The sequence below is a fragment of the Planococcus dechangensis genome, assembly GCF_042654465.1.
In the GTDB taxonomy this organism is placed as follows: domain Bacteria; phylum Bacillota; class Bacilli; order Bacillales_A; family Planococcaceae; genus Planococcus; species Planococcus dechangensis.
This window is the reverse complement of the sequence record NZ_JBHSGL010000005.1, coordinates 297,566-313,613: the sequence shown is the minus strand read 5'-3', so window position 1 is coordinate 313,613 and position 16,048 is coordinate 297,566. Positions and strand designations below refer to the sequence as shown.

Annotated in this window: 19 protein-coding genes; 7 read left to right on the top strand and 12 right to left on the bottom strand. The window is 47.9% G+C overall.

Annotated elements, in window-relative coordinates:
* Positions 1–178 precede the first annotated feature (178 nt).
* The 3 genes from parC to ACFO5U_RS04610 form a co-directional block, all read right to left on the bottom strand.
* Positions 179–2,605 carry a DNA topoisomerase IV subunit A gene (parC, locus tag ACFO5U_RS04620; RefSeq protein ID WP_377277105.1) on the bottom strand — a complete coding sequence of 809 codons (2,427 nt, stop codon included), beginning with the start codon at positions 2,603–2,605 and terminating at the stop codon, positions 179–181.
* Positions 2,602–4,572 (bottom strand): DNA topoisomerase IV subunit B, encoded by a 1,971-nt coding sequence (gene parE, locus ACFO5U_RS04615; RefSeq protein WP_377277103.1) that lies wholly within the window; start codon positions 4,570–4,572, stop codon positions 2,602–2,604. Before parE ends, parC begins: the two co-directional genes overlap by 4 nt.
* Before the next feature lie 115 nt (positions 4,573–4,687).
* Positions 4,688–5,128 carry a CoA-binding protein gene (locus ACFO5U_RS04610; protein ID WP_377279457.1) on the bottom strand — a complete coding sequence of 147 codons (441 nt, stop codon included), beginning with the start codon at positions 5,126–5,128 and terminating at the stop codon, positions 4,688–4,690.
* A 101-nt stretch (positions 5,129–5,229) separates the two neighbouring features.
* Here ACFO5U_RS04610 and plsY point away from each other — a divergent pair, with 101 nt between their 5' ends.
* Positions 5,230–5,820 carry a glycerol-3-phosphate 1-O-acyltransferase PlsY gene (plsY, locus tag ACFO5U_RS04605; RefSeq protein WP_377277101.1) on the top strand — a complete coding sequence of 197 codons (591 nt, stop codon included), beginning with the start codon at positions 5,230–5,232 and terminating at the stop codon, positions 5,818–5,820.
* 21 nt (positions 5,821–5,841) lie between these two features.
* Positions 5,842–6,138 (top strand): HesB/YadR/YfhF family protein, encoded by a 297-nt coding sequence (locus ACFO5U_RS04600; protein ID WP_377277099.1) that lies wholly within the window; start codon positions 5,842–5,844, stop codon positions 6,136–6,138.
* Positions 6,139–6,165: 27 nt separating this feature from the next.
* Here ACFO5U_RS04600 and ACFO5U_RS04595 read toward each other — a convergent pair whose 3' ends face one another.
* From ACFO5U_RS04595 to ACFO5U_RS04580, 4 genes are all read right to left on the bottom strand, one after another.
* Entirely contained in the window at positions 6,166–6,474 is a 309-nt protein-coding gene (locus tag ACFO5U_RS04595) for a hypothetical protein (RefSeq protein ID WP_377277098.1), read from the bottom strand.
* Positions 6,449–6,901 (bottom strand): acyl-CoA thioesterase, encoded by a 453-nt coding sequence (locus tag ACFO5U_RS04590; protein ID WP_377277096.1) that lies wholly within the window; start codon positions 6,899–6,901, stop codon positions 6,449–6,451. Before ACFO5U_RS04590 ends, ACFO5U_RS04595 begins: the two co-directional genes overlap by 26 nt.
* Positions 6,902–7,171: 270 nt before the next feature.
* A complete protein-coding gene (gene acnA / locus ACFO5U_RS04585) occupies positions 7,172–9,886 on the bottom strand; it encodes an aconitate hydratase AcnA (RefSeq protein ID WP_377277095.1) in 2,715 nt (904 codons plus the stop codon).
* 130 nt (positions 9,887–10,016) lie between these two features.
* Complete coding sequence (locus ACFO5U_RS04580) at positions 10,017–10,529, bottom strand: DinB family protein (protein WP_377277093.1); 513 nt, start codon at positions 10,527–10,529, stop codon at positions 10,017–10,019.
* Positions 10,530–10,776: 247 nt separating this feature from the next.
* On the opposite strand from ACFO5U_RS04580, the gene ACFO5U_RS04575 reads away from it, so the two are divergent.
* The 3 genes from ACFO5U_RS04575 to ACFO5U_RS04565 all read left to right on the top strand — a co-directional run bounded on the left by ACFO5U_RS04575 (position 10,777) and on the right by ACFO5U_RS04565 (position 12,893).
* Positions 10,777–11,637 carry a site-specific integrase gene (locus ACFO5U_RS04575; protein WP_377277091.1) on the top strand — a complete coding sequence of 287 codons (861 nt, stop codon included), beginning with the start codon at positions 10,777–10,779 and terminating at the stop codon, positions 11,635–11,637.
* A gap of 353 nt (positions 11,638–11,990) precedes the next feature.
* Positions 11,991–12,533, top strand: coding sequence for a cysteine hydrolase family protein (locus ACFO5U_RS04570; RefSeq protein ID WP_377277090.1), 543 nt, complete (start codon positions 11,991–11,993; stop codon positions 12,531–12,533).
* A gap of 96 nt (positions 12,534–12,629) precedes the next feature.
* Positions 12,630–12,893 carry a GlsB/YeaQ/YmgE family stress response membrane protein gene (locus ACFO5U_RS04565; RefSeq protein WP_377277088.1) on the top strand — a complete coding sequence of 88 codons (264 nt, stop codon included), beginning with the start codon at positions 12,630–12,632 and terminating at the stop codon, positions 12,891–12,893.
* Positions 12,894–12,936: 43 nt separating this feature from the next.
* On the opposite strand, the gene ACFO5U_RS04560 is transcribed toward ACFO5U_RS04565, so the two are convergent.
* Entirely contained in the window at positions 12,937–13,587 is a 651-nt protein-coding gene (locus ACFO5U_RS04560; RefSeq protein ID WP_377277086.1) for a lytic transglycosylase domain-containing protein, read from the bottom strand.
* Positions 13,588–13,750: 163 nt separating this feature from the next.
* Between ACFO5U_RS04560 and mscL the strand changes: the two genes are divergently transcribed.
* Positions 13,751–14,140: a large conductance mechanosensitive channel protein MscL gene (gene mscL / locus ACFO5U_RS04555; protein WP_377277084.1), complete on the top strand. Its 390-nt coding sequence runs from the start codon at positions 13,751–13,753 to the stop codon at positions 14,138–14,140.
* 43 nt (positions 14,141–14,183) lie between these two features.
* On the opposite strand, the gene ACFO5U_RS04550 is transcribed toward mscL, so the two are convergent.
* From ACFO5U_RS04550 to ACFO5U_RS04535, 4 genes are all read right to left on the bottom strand, one after another.
* Positions 14,184–14,741 (bottom strand): SCO family protein, encoded by a 558-nt coding sequence (locus tag ACFO5U_RS04550; RefSeq protein ID WP_377277082.1) that lies wholly within the window; start codon positions 14,739–14,741, stop codon positions 14,184–14,186.
* A 95-nt stretch (positions 14,742–14,836) separates the two neighbouring features.
* Entirely contained in the window at positions 14,837–14,965 is a 129-nt protein-coding gene (locus ACFO5U_RS04545; RefSeq protein ID WP_377279456.1) for a YvrJ family protein, read from the bottom strand.
* Positions 14,966–15,025: 60 nt separating this feature from the next.
* Complete coding sequence (locus ACFO5U_RS04540; RefSeq protein ID WP_377277080.1) at positions 15,026–15,241, bottom strand: DUF2922 domain-containing protein; 216 nt, start codon at positions 15,239–15,241, stop codon at positions 15,026–15,028.
* Between the two features lie 15 nt (positions 15,242–15,256).
* Positions 15,257–15,475, bottom strand: coding sequence for a DUF1659 domain-containing protein (locus ACFO5U_RS04535; RefSeq protein ID WP_377277078.1), 219 nt, complete (start codon positions 15,473–15,475; stop codon positions 15,257–15,259).
* Between the two features lie 118 nt (positions 15,476–15,593).
* Here ACFO5U_RS04535 and ACFO5U_RS04530 point away from each other — a divergent pair, with 118 nt between their 5' ends.
* Entirely contained in the window at positions 15,594–16,028 is a 435-nt protein-coding gene (locus ACFO5U_RS04530) for a DUF2621 family protein (protein WP_377277076.1), read from the top strand.
* The last annotated feature ends 20 nt before the right edge of the window (positions 16,029–16,048 follow it).

The following is a 16,048-nucleotide window of genomic DNA, read 5'->3' as shown; positions in this document are numbered from 1 at the left end:
TCGGCAGAAAAGCATAGGTATCCTATTGAATAAACCAGTCGGTTAACAACTGTCAATTTAACTTTTTCCACAAATACATTAGAGAGCATAGGCATTGTCCTTTGTTACACACAGGAAAAACAAGAGGTAAATATAAAAAAAGACACCGAATGAATAATTCATTCAGTGTCTTTTTCAATTATGTTTGTGTTTCGATTCGGTAAGCGGCTGTGACGGTGCCGTCTGATGACTCGTCGACGATAAACGAACCATTGGAATAGCGGTCGACAGCTTTCAAGCGGCCGGGCGCAATAGGAATGCGCAAGCCTTTGGACGTTTCGAGCACAATTTCATCCGTTCCGGTCGTGCCGAGTACGGCGACAACGCGATGTGGATTGGATTTCAACTCGCGCAGCATGATGACGCCGCGTTTGGCGCGGCTGCCGCTTTCGAATTCAGTCAGTTTCATTTTCTTGGCAGCGCCGCGTTGCGTCGTCAACACCAAATCTTGCGGGGTGTTGGGGTCGAGCATGACCGCTGACACCGCAACGTCGCCTTCTTTTAAGTTCAGTCCTTTGACGCCGGCAGTGCGCAGTCCGGTTACCGGGACTTCCTCAAGCGGGAAACGGACGCCGTAAGCCATTTGAGTGGCCAAAAACAGTTCCGTTTCAGTTGTGGCGAGCCCGACAAAGATCATATCATCGCCTTTTTTCAAATTCATCGTCTTGATGGCCCGTGAGTAGCGCTGCACGTGATAATCTTTGAGCGCTGAACGCTTTACTTGGCCGAGTTTCGATACCGTCAAGATGGTGGCGTCCTGGTCAAAGTTTTCAAACGGGAATACGGCGATGACCGATTCCTTGGCATCCAACGTGACCACACTCGACAAATGCTGGCCGAGGTCTTTCCATTTGATGTCCGGCAGTTCATTGACCGGTTGGAACACGAAATTGCCTCCGGAAGTGAAAATCAACACCGTATGCTGCGTATTGAGATTGCCTTCGAACAGCAGATGGTCGCTATCTTTCATGGCAAAATCCTTGCCGTTCGATGCGGCATGGGAGCGGGTGCTGGTCCGTTTGACGTAACCTTCTTTTGTTACAGTGACGACGACTTCTTCGCTCGGAATCATAATTTCGCGCGTGATGGTCAATTCTTCGATTTTTTCTTCGATTTCAGAGCGCCGTGGTTCCGCAAATTGCTTGCGTATGGCTTGCAACTCTTTTTTGATGACATTTTTCAGTTTCGTGGCACTTGTTAAGATGCCGGTCAGTTCTGAAATAAGTTTCCGCAAGATTTCTTCCTCTTTTTGCAGTTCGGTTATATCGGTATTGGTCAACCGGTAAAGTTGCAAGGAAACGATGGCTTCTGCCTGCGGCTCGGAAAACGCGAATTTCTCGATCAAATTGTTTTTCGCATCGCGTTTGTCTTTTGACGCCCGAATCGTTTTGATTACTTGATCGAGTATCGACAACGCTTTGATCAAGCCTTCGACGATGTGCATGCGATCGCTCGCTTTTTGCAGGTCAAACTCCGAGCGTTTCGTGACGACTTCCTTTTGGTGTTCGATGTAGGCATCGAGCATCGTCGGCAATGTCATCATCGTCGGTCTGCGGTGGTGAATCGCCACCATATTGAAATTGTAGCTAATCTGCAGGTCGGTATTTTTGTACAAATAGTTGAGAATGCCGGCTGCTTGTACATCTTTTTTCAATTCGATGACGATGCGCAGGCCGGTCCGGTCGGATTCATCGCGCACTTCCGAGATGCCGTCGAGTTTGCGGTCAAAACGATGATCGTCAATTTTCTTGATGAGGCTCGCTTTGTTCACTTCAAACGGAATTTCCGTCACGACGATTTGTTCTTTGCCGCCTTTTAATGGTTCAACAGTGGCTTTTGAACGGACAGCAATCTTGCCGCGTCCGGTTTCGTACGCTTTGCGGATGCCGTCAACGCCTTGGATGATGCCGCCGGTCGGAAAATCAGGCCCCTTGATGACGGTCATCAACTCATCGATCGAAGCATTGGGCTTGTCGATGCGCATCAACACCGCATCAAGTGACTCGTGCAGTGCATGCGGCGGGATATCGGTCGCATAACCGGCAGAAATACCAGTCGATCCGTTGACCAGCAAGTTGGGGAAACGTGCCGGCAACACGGTCGGCTCGACATCCACATCGTCGAAATTCGGGATGAATTCGACGGTGCGTTTTTCGATGTCGCGCAGCAGCTCACCTGCAATTGCAGACAAACGGGCTTCGGTGTAACGCATCGCTGCAGGGGAATCCCCGTCCATCGACCCGTTATTGCCGTGCATTTCCACGAGCATGTGGCGGATTTTCCAGTCTTGGCTCAAGCGCACCATTGCTTCGTAAACGGAACTGTCCCCGTGCGGGTGGTAGTTACCGATGACGTTCCCGACCGTTTTGGCGGATTTCCGGAACGCTTTATCGTTGGTGTTGCCTTCATGGTACATCGCATATAAAATGCGGCGCTGCACGGGTTTGAGCCCGTCGCGGGCGTCCGGCAATGCACGGTCTTGGATGATGTATTTACTGTAGCGGCCAAACCGATCGCCAATGACTTCTTCTAAGGGCAGATCCTGGAAACGTTCGGTTTGTGTCATACGAGTTCCTCCTCAGCGTGAATCAAATCATTTTCTAAGATGTTGCTGTCGTCTTCTAAGCCGAAGTCGACGTTGTTCTCGATCCATTTACGGCGCGGCTCGACTTTGTCGCCCATCAATGTCGTGATGCGGCGTTCGGCGCGCGCTCCGTCTTCGATCGTCACCCGGATCAATGTGCGCGACTCCGGATTCATTGTCGTCTCCCACAATTGGTCGGCGTTCATTTCCCCGAGACCTTTATAGCGCTGGAGCATATAGCCTTTGCCGATTTTTTTGATCGACTTGTCCAGATCCGCTTCGGTCCAAGCATAATCGACCACTTCTTTCTTGCCGACGCCTTTGGACACTTTGTAGAGCGGCGGCAATGCGATGAACACTTTGCCGGCTTCGATGAGCGGTTTCATATAGCGGTAGAAAAACGTCAACAGCAGCACTTGGATGTGTGCGCCGTCCGTATCGGCATCCGTCATGATGATGACTTTGTTATAGGCGATATCGGCTACTGAGAAATCCGATGATACACCGCCGCCGATGGCATGGATGATGGTAGCGATTTCTTCGTTTTTCATGATATCTTCAAGCTTTGCTTTTTCGGTGTTGACGACTTTCCCGCGCAACGGCAAGATCGCCTGGAATGTTCGGTCGCGTCCTTGCTTTGCCGAACCGCCGGCCGAGTCGCCCTCGACAAGGTATAATTCGTTCTTTTTGGCATTGCGTGACTGTGCCGGCGTCAATTTTCCGGACAGCAGCGAATCCGATTTTTTGCGTTTTTTGCCATTGCGGGCATCTTCCCGTGCTTTTCGTGCGGCGAGACGCGCTTGTGAGGCCCGTATCGCTTTGCGTACGAGCGATGCACTATGTTCTGCGTTCTCCTCGAGGAAATACATCAATTGCTGGGAGATGACCGCATCGACCGCACCACGGGCTTCGCTCGTGCCGAGTTTGCTTTTCGTCTGTCCTTCAAACTGCAGCAAGGCTTCCGGAATGCGCACGGAAACAATCGCCGCCAAGCCTTCCCGGATATCGGAGCCTTCGAGGTTTTTGTCTTTGTCTTTCAGCAAATTGATTTTTCGGGCGTAATCGTTGAAGACACGCGTCATCGCGGCTTTGGCACCGGTTTCATGCGTACCGCCGTCACGCGTTCTGACATTGTTGACAAAGGACAGAATGGTCTCGGAATAACCGTCGTTGAACTGGAATGCGAATTCCACTTCCAGGCTGTCGCTTTGGCCTTCCATATACGCCACTTTATGCAGCACGTCTTTTTCTTCGTTCAAGTATTCGACGAACGCCTCAATGCCCGTTTCATAGAAAAAGCTTTCGCCTGTCCCGGTGCGTGCATCGATCAATTCGATGGTCATGCCTTTCATGAGAAAAGCCGATTCGCGCAAGCGCTCGCTGAGCGTATCGTAATTGTATTTGGCAATAGAGAAGATCGTCTCATCGGGCAGGAAATGGATCAACGTACCTGTTTCCTTCGTTTTGCCAATTTCTTCTAATGTAGTGGCCGGTTTTCCACCATTTTCAAAGCGCTGGCGGTATTTGCGGCCATCGCGGTGAATTGTTACTTCGAGAAAGCTGGATAAGGCGTTCACGACCGAAGCGCCGACGCCGTGAAGCCCGCCGCTTGTCTTGTAGCCGCCTTGGCCAAACTTGCCTCCGGCGTGGAGCACCGTCAAAATGACTTCCGGTGTCGGTTTGCCGCTTCTGTGCATTCCCGTCGGCATGCCGCGGCCGTAGTCGCGGACGCTGATGCTATTGTCTTCGTGGATGGTCACCGTAATGCGGTCACCGAATCCGGCCAATGCTTCATCGACAGAGTTGTCGACGATTTCATAGACCAAATGATGAAGCCCGCGGGTATCGGTCGAACCGATATACATCCCCGGACGTTTTCGTACAGCATCCAGCCCTTCTAGAACTTGGATTGCTTCTTCGTTGTATGCGGTGCTGTTCGTTTTAGCCATCTATTTCCCTCCAGCAAACATTTGTTCGTATACTCTCTTCTTTTAATCGTATGTCATTTATGCCGTTCCTGTCAATGTTCATAGAAAAAGAGCGCTAGGCGCCCTTCGTGAAATGCTATTTCAAGATGGCATGTTCGACTTTAATACAGCGGTCCATAATAACCGTATAGCCTGCTTCTGACAGGCGGTTGAATACCGCTTCGTCGACCACATTCAGCTGTGTCCAAAATACCGGCGCATCGAGTTTAAGAAAATCCTCAGCTATGTCCGGCAAAAACTCGCTGCGGCGGAACACATTGACGATGTCGACTGATTCCGGAATGTCCTGAAGCGTGGCGTAGCTTTTCTCACCAAGTATGCTGTCGGCTAGCGGGTTGACTGGAATGATGCGATAACCGGCATCTTGCATCGCTTTTGACACCATATAAGATGTGCGCATCGGATTCGGGCTCAGTCCGATCACTGCGATCGTTTTCGCATTGTCGAGCACTTCTTTGATTTCTGTGCGGTCTGGGTTTTTCAACAAAATCACCTGTCCTTTTAGTCTATCATACATGAAACGACGGCGTTTGTTGAATAATCCGCCATCTATTGTTTCTCTTACAAAGCTCATGGTAAACTGTAGAAAAGAAACTTGCACCTACAAAGGAGTCAGCCATGGATATATTTCTTCCGCTCATAATCGCTTATTTACTCGGATCGATCCCTTCTGCGTTATGGATCGGAAAACTGTTTTACAACACCGATGTCCGGACCAAAGGAAGCGGCAATCTCGGCGCCACCAATACGTTCCGCGTGCTCGGCCCGAAAGCCGGATTGGTCGTCACTGTTCTGGACATATTAAAAGGCACTGCCGCGACGCTGCTGCCGTTAGTGATCGCAACAGACATCCATCCGCTCATTTTAGGCGTAGTTGCCGTAATCGGCCATATGTTTCCTGTATTCGCCCGCTTTAAAGGCGGCAAAGCAGTTGCCACATCCGGCGGCATCCTGCTAGGCTACCAATGGCCGCTGTTCTTGCTCGCCGTCGCCGTCTTACTGATTGCGTTGAAGATCACCAAAATGGTATCCTTATCGTCAATCATCTTGGCCGTAGTATCGGTCGTCTACACCATCATCTACACGATCAATACCGGCGATTACTTATTCATGGCCGTCATATTTACGCTTGCGACGTTCATCATTTACCGTCACCGTGCGAATATCGCAAGAATCCGCGCGGGCACAGAACCGAAGATCAAGTGGTAGACATCGAAAGGACGTGTTTGCATGGAGATCCATCTAAGCAAAGAAGCAACAACTTGGTTCAATGAAGAAATGGAAGTGGAGCCTGGCGAAGCGGTGCGGTTTTTTGTCCGCTACGGGGGTTCTGGCCTGCAACCGGGCTTTTCGATCGGCGTCACAAAAGACAGCCCATACGAACCGGCTGTCCGCCACGAACAAGAAGATGTGCTGTACTTTATCGAATCGGCAGACGAATGGTATTTCGACGAACACGACCTCCACGTCACCGTGGATGATGACTTGGATGAATTAAGTTATTCATACGAACAAAAAGAAGCATGACGCTCACGGCGTCATGCTTCTTTTTGTTTATTTAGAGACTTTGACTAACTTATTCAGTTGCTCTAATTGCCCTTCTGCCCGCAAGATTTCGGCTTGGCGGCTGCCGAATAAGTCGAAATGCGGATAGTCATTTCTGAGATCCAGCCATTCTCGCTGCAGGCCGTAGCGGCTGCCCCAGTCAACCAATTTGTCGATGTCACTGCAGCCCACCTTAGTCACCGTCGTGCAGCCAGGAAAACGATGGTCGACCCAGTAATGCGTCAAAAACGAAATATGCCCATCAGCTACGTCTTGTTTCCAGCGCTCCAATTCAGGCCGTCGGATTCCGAACGCCATCTTGTGCCGCCTCCCTTGCCACTTCTTTGTATTTTGCATCCCATTCCGGATCGACTTTGCCGAGCGGCACCGGACGAAAGCTTTCTTTTTTCACCACTGCATGCTCTGAAGTCGCCTTGGCAGCGATCGTGCCGTCTTCGTGAAGCACCTCATAACCGTAAGTCGTCCGCAGGCGCCCGTGCGACTCGACCCATGTTTTGACGATCGCTTTCGTGCCGTAGCGCAATGCCGCTTTGTATTGGATGGAGATATCGGTGACGGGCGATAAAAAGCCTTGCGCTTCCATACCGGCGTAAGTAAAGCCGAGATCCTTGATCAATTGTGTCCGGCCGATTTCGAGCCACACCAGGTAGTTCGCATGATAGACAACGCCCATCTGGTCGGTTTCCGCATAGCGGATTTCAATTTCTTTTTCACTTATGTACATGTCCTTCACCTCTCCTCTAGTATACAGGACAAGTCTTGGGATCAAAAAGCACAAGCTCCTATAGTTTTTGTTTTTTAGCTGTCGAGAAACTCTAGAAAATGTGTTTTGCGAAACTTAAACATTTCACTGATTCTCTGGTTTAGTGAAAAGTAGCTGATTCTTAAAATAGTAATGGATTATTTGCTTATTCTAACTTTGAAAAAGCACAAGCTCTTCTCACTTGTGCTTTTTTTAACCAAAAAAAAGCCGCCCGGAGGCAGCTTTTTTCTTTTATACTTCTAGCAATTTGTTGCGGAGCACCATTTGCAGGATGCCGCCGTGACGGAAGTAGTCAACTTCCACTTCAGAATCGAAGCGTGCGAGGACTTTGAATTCCGTGACATTGCCGTTTTCAGCAGTTGCTGTGACAGTGAGTACGTCGCGCGGTTTCACATCGTCAGACAAGTTGACGCTGATTGTTTCGTGGCCGGTAAGGCCAAGAGACTCAGCGCTTTCGCCGTTGACGAATTGAAGCGGCAAGACGCCCATCATCACAAGGTTTGAACGGTGAATACGCTCGTAGCTTTCCGCGATGACTGTTTTGACGCCCAGAAGGAATGTCCCTTTAGCAGCCCAGTCACGGGAAGAGCCCATGCCGTAATCTTTACCGGCTAGAACCACAAGTCCTGTACCTTGCTCTTGATACTTCATGCATGCATCATAGATCGGCATGATTTCACCAGTCGGCCAGAATGTTGTAAATCCACCTGTTGTACCTGGTGCTACTTGGTTACGGATGCGGATGTTGGCGAATGTTCCGCGCATCATCACTTCGTGGTTACCACGACGGGACCCGTAAGAGTTGAAGTTGCGTGGCTCTACGCCGTTTTCACGCAAGTACAAACCAGCTGGTGTATCTTTTCCGATTGCGCCTGCCGGTGAAATGTGGTCAGTTGTAATCGAATCAGCGAATTTCGCCATGACACGAAGGCCGGAAAGCGGCTGGATCGGTGCCGGTTCTTTCGACATTCCTGTGAAGAACGGCGGGTTTTGGATGTACGTAGAATTTTCATCGAATGCATACAAGGAATCGTCGTTTGTTTCGATTGCATTCCATTCTGCGTTTTCAGTGAAAACATGCTCGTATTCTTTACGGAACAATTCCGGAGTAACTGTGTTAGCTACAACGTCTTTTACTTCTTGTGAAGAAGGCCAGATATCTTTGAAGAATACATCATTGCCTTCTTGGTCTTGGCCGATCGGGTCCACTTCAAAGTCGATGTCCACAGTTCCGGCAAGTGCATAAGCGACAACCAGCATTGGAGATGCCAAGTAGTTTGCTTTTACTAGCGGGTGGATACGTCCTTCAAAGTTCCGGTTACCGGACAATACAGAAGAAACGAGCAAGTCGTTTTCGACAATTGCCTCTTCGATTTCTGGAAGAAGCGGGCCAGAGTTCCCGATACATGTTGTACAACCATAGCCGACCAAGTTAAAGCCGATTTGGTTCATGTACTCAAGAAGACCGGAATCGCTCAAATAGCCGGTAACGACTTTTGAACCTGGCGCAAGTGATGTTTTTACGTAAGCTGGCGGCGTTAAGCCTTTTTCTACAGCTTTTTTCGCTACAAGTCCAGCTCCGAGCATAACGTACGGATTGGATGTATTGGTACAAGATGTAATGGCTGCAATTGCCAATGCACCTGTTTTCATTTCAGCTGTTTTGCCATCGTTGAACTTAACCGTTGCTGTTTTGCTGACTTCATTTTCATCAAGTGCAAAACCGTGTGGGCCTTCTGCAGCCGTCACCGCTGTATTGAACTCTTTCTTCATTTGAGAAAGCGGAATCAAATCCTGCGGGCGTTTCGGTCCAGCCAAGTTTGGCTCGATGACTGAAAGATCGATTTCAACAAGGTCTGTATAGATCGGGTCTTCATTATCGACCGTGAAGAACATATCGTTTGCAGTCAAATATTCTTTCGTAACAGCAATTTGCTCTTCAGAACGAGCTGTCAAACGCATGTAAGTAAGCGCTTCTTCGTCTACTGGGAAGAATCCGCAAGTTGCGCCGTATTCAGGTGCCATGTTGGCAATCGTCGCGCGGTCAGCAAGCGGCAATGTCGTAACGCCTGGTCCGAAGAACTCGACAAATTTACCTACAACGCCTTTTTTACGCAATGTTTCAGTGACTTTAAGTGCCAAATCCGTCGCAGTCGCACCGTTTGGCAATTCACCAGTCATTTTCACGCCGATAACTTCTGGAATCGGGAAGTAAGAAGGTTGTCCGAGCATGCCAGCTTCCGCTTCGATGCCGCCGACTCCCCAACCAAGAACGCCGATACCGTTGATCATTGTTGTGTGGGAATCTGTTCCGACAAGCGTATCCGGGAATGCTTCGAAAGTGCCGTCTTCGTTTGGTACAGCGTGGACAACGTTCGCCAAGTACTCAAGGTTAACTTGGTGGACGATCCCTGTTGCTGGTGGGACTGCACGATAGTTGTCATATGCTTTTTGAGCCCAGTTTAGAAACTGGTAACGTTCAGCATTGCGCTCGAACTCAAGTTCCATGTTCGCACGAAGTGCATCTTCGTTGCCGTAACGGTCAACTTGAACCGAGTGGTCAATGACCAAGTCAACTGGAATTTCCGGGTTGATCTTGTCCGGGTCGCCGCCCATTTCAGCCATAGCTGAACGAAGTGCTGCCAAGTCAACAACCACCGGTACACCGGTGAAATCTTGAAGGATGACGCGTGAAGGCTTGAACGGAACTTCCGCTTCTTTGTTGGCATCTTTGCCCCATTTTGCTAATTCTTCTACATGCTCGTCTTTGATGACATACCCGTCGTGCTGACGCAATACGGATTCCAAAAGTACTTTTACAGAGTACGGAAGGCGAGATACTTTCGCGATCCCCGCTTCTTCGAGTGCAGCGAGACGATAATAGTTATACGTCTTGCCGTTAAGCTCGAAGGATGTGCGGCTGTTGTGCAAACTGCTCTTTGCCATAGTCGTGTTCCTCCTTTAAATCTACTGAAAAGGCGTGTTACCGCGTCTTTTCTCCTCTTCCATCATACCGAAACATAGTGCATAAGTAAATTACATTAAAATTATGCATTGCGATAAGTTTTTTGAATGACTATTTCTTTTTCTCATCGACTTTTCTTAAGGTTTCTTCCAATTGGGCTAAGTGCCGTTTTTCATGATAGCCGACAAACGGAAACCACTGAACGAGCGGGACATCACCGAATACCGGATGCGGCATGGAGTTGTTTCGGAGTGTCTCTTCGCCTGCGGATGAGAATACCTCATACATACGGTTTCTCGACGCATTCAATTTTTCTTTCATCTCATCTAAGGTGAAGTAGCTGTCATCCGGAACCGTGCGCTTGGGTGCTTCCACTTTCACTTTGCGGCTGACGGATAGCTGAATCGGTTTTTTGATGGCTTTGTTCTGCTGATTTTTTTTAATAGCTTGTGCGACACCTTCGGCAATGGTCGTTTCAATTTTTTGAAGGTGATCCAAAATCTGCATCGCCGACCATTCTTCCTGTGAAGGCTTTTGATTCAATTCATCATTGGTAAAGCCTTCAACTTTTTTCAAAATTGTGTGCCGGATCTTTGCGTTTTCCTCATTTTGCAATTGCTTCACCCCATTTCTATCCCATTATCTTTCTTTATACCCGCTTTGTCGATAATCATTCTTGTCCTTACTGGTTTTAAGGGCTGGTTGTTGGCGGTTTTTTCTTTATTATTCATTATCCTTAAGTAGTTTAGTACTTATGAATGAATAAACGCTTCATTTTCATTCAAATCCACACTGTTGCAAGGGAAAGTACGTTCCCTTGCGCCTGAAAAATGGTATACTGACTAAAACCTAATCAGAGAGGTGAATGTCCATGCCATACGGTTATGAGAAATACAGATTGGATAATGGCATCAGCCCCAACACGGTCGTTCATGAAGTTCAGCTGATCCGTGCACTGTTTGCCTTTTTGCGCAAAACGTACAAAAAATCAGTGGAGCCTCATGAAATCCGGCCATCTGACATTCAACAATTTCTTCTGGAACAAAAAGAAGCCGGCATTAAAGACAGCACCTTAAACCGCAAACTGATATACATCCGCCGCTGGTTCGATTATATGTGGCAAATCGGCAAAATCCCGAACGATTTCATGCCCAAATTCAAATTCAACCGCAAATTGGACTTGAAACCTCATGACATCGATGTCGATTACGAATCTTTGCTTGAGAAAAAACCGCAAGTCTTGAAATCTGATAAGCTGCCGCTCAATGCCAAACTACTGTATATCTTCTATTTGCGTGGACTGCGCCTTCGCGATATGGTGGCGATTGACATCGATAATTTTGTCGATGCCCAACAGGGGCTTCAATTGGATGTCGAAAAGAAAGACGGTTACCATTGCACGCTCTATTTCGATCAACAAGAAGCCATTGTGATGGAACAAGGCATTGAACGCGCACAAATGCGCGGCACCTCGTTTTTGCTGTCGTCTAAAGTGAAAGACCAATACACTAATTTTCAGATGGGATCATTATCTGATTATACCGAAGCTCTCGCGGAGTTTGTCGGCATGCCGATGCGCTCCGGCGACATTCGTTTTGCATATGTCCATCATCTGTATGCGGTCGAGCATAAAAATTTAGAAGAAATCCAAGAAATCTTGGGCGTTTCCCTGGATTCTGCTTCCCGCATGCTGAAAGATTCCCTTACGCGCATGAAACGTAAAGCGGAATAGTGAACATAAGAAAAGACCGGAGCCTCAAAAAGCTACGGTCTTTTCTTATGTTCATTGTTAATCTTCTGGTGCCCTGCTCCCTTTGTCGTTTAAGCCAGAAAACCAAAATCAAAGGCGAAAATGAAAATGATGAGCGTATGAATGACCGTAAACCAAACGCCTTGCTTGTTAAGCTTTTCATAATTTTCATATTTCATCAAGGACACCCCTTTTCTTACCCTTCATTATACAGAGTATTCAGACTATTAACAAGTTTTATTTGCTTGTTGCTCTCACTGTGGTCCTAAAAATGTATTTCCTGTTAAAATAAAATCAATCCCGTTACTACACGTAAAAAACAGGAGGCGATTTGAATGAAGAAAGCATTGCTAGTAGTGGATTATACGGTGGACTTTGTCGCTCCCGACGGCGCCCTTACATGCGGTGAACCAGGACAAGCCATAGAACAGGCGGTTTGTTCATTGACCGAAGAATTTGTCGGCAACGGCGATTTTGTCGTGATGCCGGTCGATCTTCACGAACCGGACGATCCGTTTCATCCGGAGACCAAGCTCTTTCCCCCCCACAATATCCGCGGCACCGACGGACGGAAATTATACGGCCGGCTACAAGCGGTTTATGAACGGCATATAGACCAGATCGTTTGGATGGATAAAACACGTTATAGCGCATTTGCCGGAACACGCCTGGAAATTCTCTTGAGAGAGCGCAATATCGAAGAATTGCATATTATTGGCGTCTGCACGGACATCTGTGTGCTTCACACAGCTGTTGATGCTTATAATAAAGGCTACCAGATCGTCGTCCACGAAAAGGCCGTTGCGAGCTTTGATGACGCGGGTCACCGCTATGCACTGCGCCATTTTGAAACTACCTTAGGGGCAAAAGTTCAATAATTTTTCCTGATCTATGTTTTAAAAGTCCTGAATGTGGTTATACCTAGAGTGTAGCACTTATCCATACCAAAACATTCTAAAGGAGCTGGAAAAATTATGGGATTCATTTTGTATCTAATTATGGGTGGTATCATCGGCTGGATCGCTGGCCTAATCCTCGGGAAAGACATTCCGGGCGGAGTAATCGGTAATATTATCGCAGGTATCATCGGTGCATGGCTCGGCGGCATGCTGCTAGGAGATATGGGTCCAGTTATTTGGGACATCGCTATCATCCCAGCATTAATCGGTGCTTTGATCTTCGTATTCGTCCTAAGCTTGATCCTTGGATCAATGAACAAAGGACGCAGACGCGCATAATCAAACAAATAGAAAACGAGCGGACTCCGGTCCGCTCGTTTTTTTATGATGATTGATTGTACTCTTCTTCGTATCGTTCATAATAACGCAAAATGTCTGCGACATACGCATCACTATGGTTGTAGCGATAGATGGCTCGCTCCAAATCCCCATCGGCCGCCCCGTTTTGCGCCAAATAATTGGCGGCGCTGTGGAGCGCGTCTTCCAAATCGTAGGGATCGGCTATGCCGTCGCCATTAGCATCAACGCCGTAGCCTCCGTGGTGCGCGATGACTTCAGGGTCAGTCTTTTCCGTTTCCGGAATGTCCCCTTCCCCAAGTCCTGAACAGGTCGGGTGGGTCCAACCGACAAATGTGCACGGCATAAACTGCATATGGCCTTCTGCTCCGACCGGCGACAGCAGCGGGTCCATCGTCGAGAATTTCGTCTCGATGCGGTGATGGGCTGCCAGCAAGGTCCAAGGAATTCCGTATATCTCCGCTGCATCGCGATAAAGTGGAATGTTTTCTTCGGGGAACGGCACTTCGAATACACGGTCCTGGCTTTTCTGAACCGTCTCTTTAACGGTATCCCCATATTGTGCAAAGCCAAATATGGCCACAAGTGTAAAGGCTACGATGGTGGCAGGGAATAGCGCCAATAAGCAACCGAACTTCCAAGCGAGCGAACGTTTTTTTTGTTTGTTTTGTTTCATTTTTTCACACCTATACGTCTATTTGCTTCAGTTTACCACAGCCTTTCCTGCTTTGTCCGATGGCGCTATAATTGAACATTTAAAAACAAGACAGGAGAAAATCGGTATCAGCGGAATAATTGTTATAGTAATGAATAGACAATCTTATAAAGGAGGGAAATTCATGTGGGAAGATTTTAAGAAATTCGCATTAAAGGGCAACGTAATCGATTTAGCGATCGCTGTCATTATCGGAACCGCATTCGGGAAAATTGTCAGCTCCCTTGTCGAAGACATCATCATGCCGGCTGTTGGCATCATGCTCGGAGGCTTCAGCGTTGAAGATTGGACTTATACGTTAAATGGCGCTGAACTGCGTTACGGCGCCTTTACCCAGTCGGTCATCGACTTTTTCATTATCGCTTTTTCCATTTTCATGGTGATCCGCCTATTTACGGGCCTAAAACGAAAAAAAGATGTGCCTGCTGAGGAAGAACCGGAAGTGCTCGACAAAAAAGAAGAGCTGCTCGTTGAGATCCGCGACTTGTTGGCTAAAGAAAAAAACGGGCTATGACCTGTTTGATTCCATAAAAAAAGCTGCCGAATTCGGCAGCTTTTTACTGTTCCAATTTTTTCATCGCTTCAATGATTTCGCCTGTTGGCACATTTTCAAATCCGTCATAATTGCTGACGACTGCCCCTTCCTGGTCTACAAGGTAAAATGACGTGCCGTGGATCACTTGGTTGCTGTTCGGATCATTTTTGACCAAAGTCTTAAAATTATCGGCAGCAAATTCGGCGATGTCGTCCTGCTTATATCCGGTCAGTATATGCCATTTGCTTTCATCAGGAATCGGGTAATAGGACAAGTATTCCTGTATTTTTTCCGGTGTGTCCGCTTTTGGATCGACACTGAATGCGACAATTTTATAATCTGTCAGCCCCGCTGCTTCAATTTCCCCTTGCAAATCGGCCAGGTTAAACGTCATCGGTGGGCACACCGTTTCGCAATTGGTGAATACGAAAGTCGCAAGCCAAGGTGTCCCCAACAGATTTTCTTTGCTCATTTCATCGCCGCGGTGATCGGTATATGCAAAGTCTTCGACCGTCTCCGCCCCGCATGCTGCGAGGAACAGCACCAGCGCAGGCAAAAACGCCAGCCATTTCCATTTCATACGAAAGCCTCCACTCTCTAACTGCCCCTATCATAGCCGAACAGACACTTGAAAACAATCCGCGCTGCGCATGCAAAAATCACAACTTTGTGAAATCAGGGCAATTTCAATGTAACCAGCGCATCGTGGATAGCCACGAGTTTACCTTCCACGCGGTGCATCAAATAAAACGAAACGAATATCGGAAAGCCGAGTTCCTGAGTCCATTGCATCCATTCCTGCATCAAGGCGCCTCCTTTCTTTTTCAAAAAAGCCTCCCCGCTTTTGCGGGAAGGCTGTGATCATTATGCTTGGTATTCGACGACATTGCGTTCGACAATCCGCGCTGTCTTGGCCGTTGCGAGCGGTGATCCGCTCACTTCAAAGACGTTTTGGTCGACAATCGCCTGCATGCCGGCGAACAATTCCTGAGCCGTCAGATTCTCGCGCGGTTCATCGACCGTCAGAGTGACTGCCTTGCCCGCAGCTGTTTCAAAACTCAATTCCAAAGTTTTTGCCATGTGTCTGTCTCCTTATTATTGGTAGATGCTTGAACCGGAAATCTTCTCTAGTTCCATAAGTGGTTTCGTGCCGAATGATTCCAACACTTGCGCTGCTGTGAAAATCCCTGCTGCTGATGCATTTTCTGTGACGTTCTGGTATGCCTTGACTTTACGCTTCAAACGCCCTTGATCATCGAGTCCGTTATCGAACGTCAAGCGCATGCTGGCGTTTTTAAAATCGCTGTATGCCATGTGCCTCACCTCCTTTCATTCGCTATATAGACACAAACGCGAAAAAAGGATACATTTCAGGTGAATTTTCTTCCCAAGGCTTCTATAATGGAAAAGAGAATGATTGAGGTGAATCAAGGTGGAATTACAAGGCTGGTTTTTATGGTTCATATTGTTTTGGGTCGTCGTATTGGTGGGATTGTTCGCCATTGGCGGATACTTTATGTTCCGGAAATTCCTGAAATCGATGCCGAAACAAGACGGCCTATCAGATTTGAACTGGGAAGAATATTACGTAGACAAAACGATTCATTTATGGGGAACCGAAGAAAAAGAATTATTGAATGAACTCGTGCAGCCGGTGCCGGACTTGTTCCGTCCTGTTGCGAAGCAGAAAATTGCCGGCCGCATCGGCCAGATCCTGCTGCAGGAAAAAGTGAAGAAAATGGAAATGGAGCATATTATTCGCGGCTATATCCAAGCAACGCCAAAGCGCGACCATAAGTTTCTGCGCAAAAAACTGGCAGAGCTCGAAATCGATGTCGCTCCATATGAACAGTATTTCGAACAATAAAACACAATGACAAACAACTA